The sequence below is a fragment of the Streptomyces sp. NPDC041205 genome (assembly GCF_055591765.1).
In genome coordinates this window covers 108,617-116,855 of record NZ_JBVIZH010000007.1, presented here as the reverse complement: position 1 = coordinate 116,855, position 8,239 = coordinate 108,617, and the positions used below count along the sequence as shown (strand labels likewise).

At 72.6% G+C, this 8,239-nt stretch carries 8 protein-coding genes; 6 read left to right on the top strand and 2 right to left on the bottom strand.

Annotated features, from left to right (window positions below):
* The 6 genes from ACZ6BG_RS28120 to ACZ6BG_RS28095 form a co-directional block, all read left to right on the top strand.
* On the top strand, positions 1-1,594 hold a 1,594-nt coding region (locus ACZ6BG_RS28120; RefSeq protein WP_469006483.1), incomplete at its 5' end, for a molybdopterin molybdotransferase MoeA.
* Entirely contained in the window at positions 1,591-2,706 is a 1,116-nt protein-coding gene (locus ACZ6BG_RS28115; protein ID WP_469006481.1) for a potassium channel family protein, read from the top strand. The genes ACZ6BG_RS28120 and ACZ6BG_RS28115, both read left to right, overlap by 4 nt.
* Entirely contained in the window at positions 2,682-2,828 is a 147-nt protein-coding gene (locus tag ACZ6BG_RS28110; protein ID WP_469006478.1) for a hypothetical protein, read from the top strand. Before ACZ6BG_RS28115 ends, ACZ6BG_RS28110 begins: the two co-directional genes overlap by 25 nt.
* Positions 2,829-2,838: 10 nt before the next feature.
* Positions 2,839-3,834: an NAD(P)H-quinone oxidoreductase gene (locus ACZ6BG_RS28105; RefSeq protein ID WP_469006476.1), complete on the top strand. Its 996-nt coding sequence runs from the start codon at positions 2,839-2,841 to the stop codon at positions 3,832-3,834.
* A 336-nt stretch (positions 3,835-4,170) separates the two neighbouring features.
* Positions 4,171-4,722, top strand: coding sequence for a hypothetical protein (locus ACZ6BG_RS28100; RefSeq protein WP_469006474.1), 552 nt, complete (start codon positions 4,171-4,173; stop codon positions 4,720-4,722).
* A 188-nt stretch (positions 4,723-4,910) separates the two neighbouring features.
* Positions 4,911-5,450, top strand: a complete 540-nt coding sequence (locus tag ACZ6BG_RS28095; protein ID WP_030362315.1) for a bacterial proteasome activator family protein — start codon at positions 4,911-4,913, stop codon at positions 5,448-5,450.
* A 185-nt stretch (positions 5,451-5,635) separates the two neighbouring features.
* Here the strand turns inward: ACZ6BG_RS28095 and ACZ6BG_RS28090 are convergent, their stop codons facing one another.
* Complete coding sequence (locus ACZ6BG_RS28090) at positions 5,636-6,097, bottom strand: carboxymuconolactone decarboxylase family protein (RefSeq protein WP_469006472.1); 462 nt, start codon at positions 6,095-6,097, stop codon at positions 5,636-5,638.
* A 394-nt stretch (positions 6,098-6,491) separates the two neighbouring features.
* Positions 6,492-8,114 (bottom strand): protein kinase domain-containing protein, encoded by a 1,623-nt coding sequence (locus ACZ6BG_RS28085; RefSeq protein WP_469006469.1) that lies wholly within the window; start codon positions 8,112-8,114, stop codon positions 6,492-6,494.
* Positions 8,115-8,239 lie beyond the last annotated feature (125 nt).

Here is an 8,239-nt window from a genome sequence, read left to right as displayed (position 1 = left end):
CGGCCGTTTCACCACCCCAGGTGGCCAGCCCTCAGCCCCCGGCGCCCGCCGCACCGCCCCGGGTGACCAACCCGCAGCCTCAGGCGGTCGGCCCAGCACCCCGGGCAACGAGGGCCACACCCCCCAGCCCCGCCCCAACACCCTCACCGCGCAGGCACCCACTCCCGCCAACACCCCCCAACCCTCGGCCACGAAGGCCTCCGCACCCGCGAAGCCCCACAGCCGCGCCACCCCCTGGCCAGAAGCCCGTGCCATTGCGCGCCGGGCCGGGGTCTCAGCAGTCACCCTGGCCGCCTCGGCCACATCGACGCCCCCGCCCACCGGACCGTCGGTCGACTCCACCCCCACCACCCCCTCGGCCGACGCCACACCGCCCACCGCCCCCGCGGGCACCCCCCTCCCCCGAACCCTCGGCCGCACCCTCTCCACCGCTCTCACCGCTCTCACCGACCTCCCCTCCTTCGACACCTCCGCGATGGACGGGTGGGCCGTGGCGGGGCCGGGGCCCTGGGGAGTGCTGGCCGAGGGGATTCTCGCGGGGCAGGGCAGCCCCGAGCCGCTGGGTGACGGCGAGGCCGTGCGGATCGCGACCGGGGCCCGGATTCCGCGCGACACGACCGCCGTGATCCGCAGCGAGCACGGGTACGTCGACGGCAAGGGTCGGCTGCACGCGCAGCGGGAGGTCGTACCGGGACAGGACATCCGGCCGCGCGGCCAGGAGTGCCGGGCGGGCGAACGGCTCCTGCCGCCCGGCACGCTCGTCACCCCGGCCGTGCTCGGCCTCGCCGCCGCCGCCGGATACGACGCGCTGTACGTCGCCGCCCGCCCCCGGGTCGAAGTCCTCGTCCTCGGAGACGAGTTGCTGACCAAGGGGCTGCCCCAGGACGGCCTCATCCGGGATGCCCTCGGGCCGATGCTGCCGCCGTGGCTGCGGGCCCTCGGCGCGGAAGTGACCGCGGTGCGGCGGCTCGGGGACGACGCCGAGGCGCTGTACGAAGCCGTCGCCACCTCCACGGCCGAGGTCCTCGTGACGACCGGAGGCACCGCGTCGGGGCCCGTCGACCACGTCCACCCCACGCTGCGCCGCCTCGGCGCCGAACTGCTCGTCGACGGGGTCGCCGTCCGCCCGGGCCACCCCATGTTGCTCGCCCGCCTCCCCTCCGGAGCGGAGGGGAAGGGTGGGGCGGATGGCGCCGACAGCGCGGGCGTGCGCCACCTCGTCGGGCTCCCCGGCAACCCCCTCGCCGCCGTCTCCGGCCTCCTCACCCTGGCCGAACCCCTGCTGCGCGGGCTGGCGAGCCGCCCCGCCCCGGAGCCGTACGCCGCGCCCCTGCGCGAAGACGTACACGGTCATCCGCACGACACCCGGCTCGTCCCGGTCACGCTGCGCGGGGAGTACGCCGTGCCGCTGCACTACAACGGCCCCGCGATGCTGCGGGGCATCGCTGTCGCCGACGGGCTCGCGGTGGTTCCACCGGGTGGCGCGCGTCGGGGGCAGGAGTTGGAGATCCTTGATCTGCCCTGGACCGAACCGGGCGGCCTGCCCGGCGAGTTGGGTATGGGTGGCCCCGACGACGAGGTGTGTTTCACGTGAAACTTCCCGGCCATGACGCCATCGCGCGCCAAGCCGACGAGCATTTGGTGACACATCGGGTCAAACTGCCCAGACGTGTGGTCGAGCGTCCGCTGGTCCAGGTCGGCAAGCGGCTGCTGATGGCGTTGTGCGTACTGGCGCTGACGATCCTGATCGTGTGGATCGACCGCGAGGGCTACCACGACAACGCGAACAACGAGGTCGACTTCCTCGACGCCTCGTACTACGCCACCGTGACGCTCTCCACCACCGGATACGGCGACATCGTGCCGCACAGCGACAGCGCGCGGCTCACCAATATCGTGCTGATCACGCCCCTGCGCGTGCTCTTCCTGATCATCCTGGTCGGCACCACCCTGGAAGTGCTGACCGAACGCACCCGCGAGGAATGGCGGCTGTCCCGCTGGAGGTCCAACTTGCGTGACCACACCGTCGTCGTCGGCTTCGGCACCAAGGGCCGGTCGGCGGTGCAGACACTGCAGGCGACCGGGTTGAAGCCCGAGCAGATCGTGATCGTCGACCCGAGCTCGAAGGTCGTCGACGCGGCCACGGCGGAGGGTTTCGCCGGGGTCGTCGGCGACGCGACCCGCAGCGATGTCCTGCTCCGCGCCGAGCTGCAACGCGCCCGCCAGATCATCATCGCCACCCAGCGCGACGACACGGCGGTCCTCGTCACGCTCACCGCGCGGCAGCTCAACCGCGGGGCGAAGATCGTGACGGCGGTGCGCGAGGAGGAGAACGCGCCGCTGCTGCGTCAGTCCGGCGCCGACGCCGTCATCACCAGCGCCAGCGCGGCGGGGCGACTGCTCGGTCTCTCGGTGCTCAGTCCCAGCGCGGGACTGGTCATGGAGGACCTGATCCAGCAGGGCAGCGGGCTCGACCTCGTCGAACGGCCGGTGATAAAGGCCGAGGTGGGGCGGGGTGTGCGGGAGACGGACGACTTGGTCGTGAGTGTCGTACGCGGCCATCGGGTCCTTGGCTACGACGATCCGGCGATCGGCGAGCTGCAGTTGACGGACCGTCTGATCACCATCGTGCGGGCGTCGCCGACCCCGACGGTGGCGCCGCCCCCGGCCGCGACGGAGGCGTGGCGGTCACCCCGGCAGGGCTAGGCGTCCGTGACCTGGGCGGAATCACCGGCGGCTTCGGCGCGGGGCCGGTCGCGGGGCCGGGCGTGGCGCTCGGCGTCGGCCTCGGCCGGGACAAACCGTGGCCCTCGCCCGCCCCGGAGTAGCCTCGCCCGCATGTATGCGATCACGATCCCCGAACCCGGCGGACCCGAGGCGCTTCAGTGGGCCGAGGTCCCCGATCCCGTACCCGGCGAGGGCGAAGTCCTCATCGACGTGGCCGCCAGTGCCGTGAACCGCGCCGACCTGCTGCAACGGCAGGGGTTCTACGATCCGCCGCCTGGCTCGTCCCCCTACCCCGGCCTGGAGTGCTCGGGCCGGATCGCCGCGCTCGGGCCCGGTGTCGCGGGCTGGTCGGTCGGCGACGAGGTGTGCGCGCTGCTCGCGGGCGGCGGGTACGCGGAGCGGGTCGCCGTGCCCGCCGGGCAGGTCCTGCCCGTGCCGGACGGCGTCGACCTCGTCACCGCGGCCGCGCTGCCGGAGGTCACCTCCACGGTCTGGTCGAACGTGTTCATGGTCGCCCACCTGCGCCCCGGCGAGACGCTCCTCGCGCACGGCGGCGCGAGCGGCATCGGCACCATGGCGATCCAGCTCGCGAAGGCCGTCGGCGCCAAGGTGGCGGTGACGGCGGGCGGCAAGGAGAAGCTGGCGTACTGCGGGGAGCTGGGCGCCGACGTGCTCATCGACTACCGCGAGCAGGACTTCGTCGAGGAGGTCCGAGCCGCCACGGACGGCGCCGGGGCGGACGTGATCCTGGACATCATGGGCGCCAAGTACCTGGACCGGAACGTGCGCGCCCTCGCCGTCAACGGCCGCCTCGCCATCATCGGCATGCAGGGCGGCGTGAAGGCCGAGCTGAACATCGCCGCGCTCCTCGGCAAGCGCGGCGCCATCACCGCGACCTCGCTGCGCGGCCGCCCCGTGGCCGAGAAGACCGCGATCGTCGCGGCCGTACGCGAGCACGTCTGGCCCCTCATCGGCGCGGGCCAGGTCCGCCCGATCGTCGACCGCACCCTCCCGATGCGGGACGCCGCGGCGGCGCACCGGGTCCTTGAGGAGAGCGGCCACATCGGCAAGGTGCTCCTCGTACGGGAGGGGCCGGGGACGGCCTGAGGGGCCGGGGGCGACTGGTCCGCTGCGGGCAGCCCCGCCCCGGCGCGGGGCTGCCCTCTCTCCGGGGGCACCCACTGCCGAGCTTTCCGCCCTGGCCCCGGGGCTCCCGGCCCTGGGGCTCCCGGCCCTGGGGCTCCCGGCCCTGGGGCTCCCGGTCCCGGGGCTGGGCCCCCTCCCAGAGGCCGGGCCCTCCCCCCCCGGGCCCGGGCCCACCCGAGATGCCGGATGCCGCGCCTCATGTGACGCTGGCCGTACGCCCATTGATCCCGCCCGCGGCGCGGATCCGGGTGCTCTGCGATCTCGGCGAAGACCCGGCACCGGGAGGGAGTCAGCGCGGTGACTTCACGGCTGCGGGGCGCGCTGCGTGTGGTGGGACCGCCGGTGCTGCTCGCGCTGCTGCTCCCCGCCGGACTCGGTACGTCGACGGCGTACGCGGCGCCTGCCGTCTCCGCTGTCCCCGCCGCCCTCAAGGCTCCCGCCACCCTGAAGGCTCCCGCCGCCCTCAAGGCTCCCGCCGCACCCACAGCTCCCGCCGTACCCACGGCACCCCCCACCCCTCCCGCCCCCACCGCCTCCGCCCCCTACTACGGCACCGGCTCCCTCGCCGGAAGCCGGGCGGGGGAAGGGCGGCTGCGGCCCGGGCGTGAGGAACCCGTGGCCGTGCCCGACCCCGCCGTCTGGCGGCCCCTGCCGCCCCCGCCCCGCGAGGTCCGCAGACCCGAGCGCCTGCGGACGGCCCCCGTCGAGCCCGGCACGGCCGACGCGCCCCGGGAGCGGGCGGCCGAAGGGCCGGCGTTCCCCGGCCTGCGCGTACTGCCGCTCGGCGGCGGAATGGTCCTGATCGGCCTGGGCCTCGGCTTCCTGGGACTGCGCCTGCGCCGCGGCTGAGCCAGGCGCAGCAGGGGGAACCACCCGGGCGCGGCCCGGCGGCCACCCCTCACCCGACCGGCGCAGTCATGCCCGCGCGAGCCCCGCCCCCGACCCGGTGGACAACACCCGCGCCGCCGTACACGGTGGATCATCTTCCGATGGGGGCACCACGGATGTGTGGACAACAGGTGCGAGAGAATGGCGGCATGGAGATGCCGAGGAACGAACGGTCGCCGGAGAACCCCCAGGTCCTGGTCGTGGGCCAGGACGGAATGGCTCTCGGTGGCGGAGACGACGAGTCCCGCGAGGTCCCGGTGACGGACATGGTCGAGCAGCCCGCGAAGGTCATGCGCATCGGCAGCATGATCAAGCAGCTTCTGGAAGAGGTGCGCGCCGCTCCTCTGGACGAGGCGAGCCGAGTGCGGCTCAAGGAGATCCACGCCAGCTCGGTGAAGGAGCTGGAGGACGGCCTCGCGCCCGAACTCGTCGAGGAGTTGGAGCGGCTTTCGCTGCCGTTCACGGACGAGACGACGCCGAGCGACGCGGAACTGCGGATCGCGCAGGCGCAGTTGGTGGGCTGGCTGGAGGGCCTCTTCCACGGGATCCAGACGACGCTGTTCGCCCAGCAGATGGCCGCGCGGGCCCAGTTGGAGCAGATGCGCAGGGCGCTGCCGCCGGGTGTGGGCGGCGGTGAGGACGGCGAGGACGGCGGCATCGCGGGCCGCACCGGCGGTCCGTACCTCTAGGAGCTCTAGGACGTCTAGGAGTTCTAGGACGTCTAGGAGTTCTAGGACGTCCAGGCCTTGTGAGGCTCGGTCCTCCAGGCCTTGTGAGGCGCAGTTCGTAGCGCGAAGGGGCCCGGCACACAGGACGTGTGCCGGGCCCCTTTCGTGCGCGTGCCGCTGCGGGGCTGTCCGCGTGCCGCGTGGGCTCAGCCCCACTTCGTACCGGCAGGCTCCTTGATCGTCGTGTTGATGCGGTTGAACAGGTTCGTCACGCCGATGACGAGGATCAGGGCGGACAGCTCCCGCTCGTCGAAGTGGTCGGCGACCTCGTCCCACAGCTCGTCCGGGACGGACTCGGTGGAGCGGTCGGCGAGCCGGGTGACGTTCTCGGTCAGGGCGAGGGCGGCGCGCTCGGCGTCCGTGAAGAAGGGGGCGTCGCGCCAGGCGGCCACGGCGGCGATCCGCTCCGTGCTGGTCCCGGCCTTGACGAGGTTCTCGGTGTGGCTGTGGACGCAGGCGCCGCAACCGTTGATCTGGCTGGCCCGCAGGCCCACGATCTCCTGGAGCTCGTGGGGGAGGCCGCTGTCGCCGATGGCCTTGAAGAGGGTGCCGATGCCCTTGATGCCGTCGGGGAGGACGAAAGCCGGGTTCTTCATCCGTGCCTGCATGGTCGTGTCCTTATGTGTTCGGAGCGGGTGTGAGTGTGGATGCTGGTGTTCGTGTACGTGGTGGCTGTGGCCCGGCCGGTGCCTCGCCGCCCTGCTTCACTTCACTGACGGAGGGCGCGAGGCGAATGTGACCGGTGCGGAGAAAAAAGTTCTCGCGGCCCCGGGGCTGGCGCCCGCGCCCTCGGCGGCCTTGAGGAACGCGGTCACGTCGATGCGGGCGAGCACCGGGTCGCCCCTGCGCCGGAAGGCGGTCTCGACGGAGCGGGTCGCGCCACCCTGAACCCGGGCAGCGGCCCGCATACGACGACGGGGCCCGGCACGCGTATCGCGTACCGGGCCCCGTGGGTGCCTCAGGCCGAAGGCGTCTGCCTCAGGCCACAGGCCGATGCCGTGGTCAGGACGGGTTGCCCGTCGAGATGTCGAACTGGATGTTCACGTCCTTCGGGTCGATGTCCTCGCCCGCCTTGGGCACGGTCCGCATGACCGTGTCCTTGCCGTACGTGTTCTCGTCGACCTCGTTCTTGTCGTAGTGCCAGCCGGCCGCCTGCAGGCAGCTCAGCACCGAACGCCAGTCCTTGAAGGCGAACTCCGGCATCTTGATCTTGTCCGGGTCGTTGTACGCGGTGTCCGGCTCGGTGCACACGGTCTTTTCGACCGTCTTGGTGCGGTCCGGCCCGCGGTAGCCCGCCACCGGCTTCTTGGATTCCTTGCTGTCCTTGCCTTCGTCGCCGCCGCCGTTCAGGGTGACCGCCGCGATGACGCCGCCGATCGCTAGGAGGGCGACGACGATCGAGCCGACGATCACCGGCATGTTGCGCTTGCGGCCGCCGGAGCCGCCGCTGGGGGACGGGGCGGTGGTCGCGGGCTGGGGGGAGAGGTTGTAGGGGGGCGGGGTCTGGGCGGCCTGGGGGGCGTAGGCGTTGGTGGGGGCCGGGGTCTGGTAGCCCGGCTGGGGGTAGCCGTAGCCCGGGGTGGGGGTCGGGGCCGGGGTCGCGGGGCCGTAGGGGCCCGGCTGGTACGGGGTCTGGACGCCGCCCGCGGCGGGGGCGGCCGTGTCGACCGGCGGGAACACCGCGGAGCCGACGCCCGCGCCGCTCGCGGTCTGGGCGCCCGGCACGATGCTGGGGGCCGAGGCTTGGAACGACTGGGCGACGCGCAGGCACTCGTCGCGCATCGCCTCGGCGGTCGGGAAGCGCTCGTTCGGGTTCTTCTTCAGCGCGCGGGCGACGATCGCGTCGATCGCGGGCGGAAGGGAACGGTTGATCGAGGAGGGAGCGACCGGCTCCTCCTGGACGTGTGCGTACGCGATGGCCAGCGGGGAGTCCGCCTCGAACGGGAGGCGTCCGGTCACCAGCTGGAAGAGCATGATGCCGACGGAGTAGAGGTCGGAGCGCGCGTCGACGCCGCGGCCGAGGGCCTGCTCCGGGGAGAGGTACTGCGGGGTGCCGACGACCATGCCGGTCTGGGTCATCGACGTGACGCCGGACTGCATGGCGCGGGCGATGCCGAAGTCCATGACCTTGACGACGTTGCGCTTGGTCATCATCACGTTGCCGGGCTTGATGTCGCGGTGGACCAGGCCCATCTCGTGGCTGATCTCCAGGGCCGCGAGCACATCGGCGGTGATCTTCAGAGCCTGGTCGCTGGGCATCGCGCCGTACTGGTGGATCGCCGCGTCCAGGACCGAGCCGAGCGGCTTGCCCTCGACGTACTCCATGACGATGTACGGCATCGTCGCGCCACCGAGATCGTCCTCGCCGGTGTCGAAGACCGACACGATGTTGGTGTGCGTGAGCTTGGCCACGGACTGCGCCTCGCGGCGGAAGCGCTCGCGGAAGGACTGCTCGCGACCCAACTCCGTGTGGAGTGTCTTGATCGCGACCTGTCGGTCGAGCACCGTGTCGTACGCGAGGTGGACCGAGGCCATGCCGCCCTCGCCGAGCAGATCGCGCAGCTGATAGCGGCCACCGGCCAGTGAACTGCCCGCGTACCGGCCCTGAGCGCCGTCCTGGCTCATGTCGTGCGTCCCCCATCGGCGCGGGCGCGAGACGGCGCCGCTGCTGTGACTGTGGCTATGGGTGCGATCGACGATGTCTTTTCGACTGTGATCGATCCGCTATTCCTGGCCAAGTCTGCCCGAGG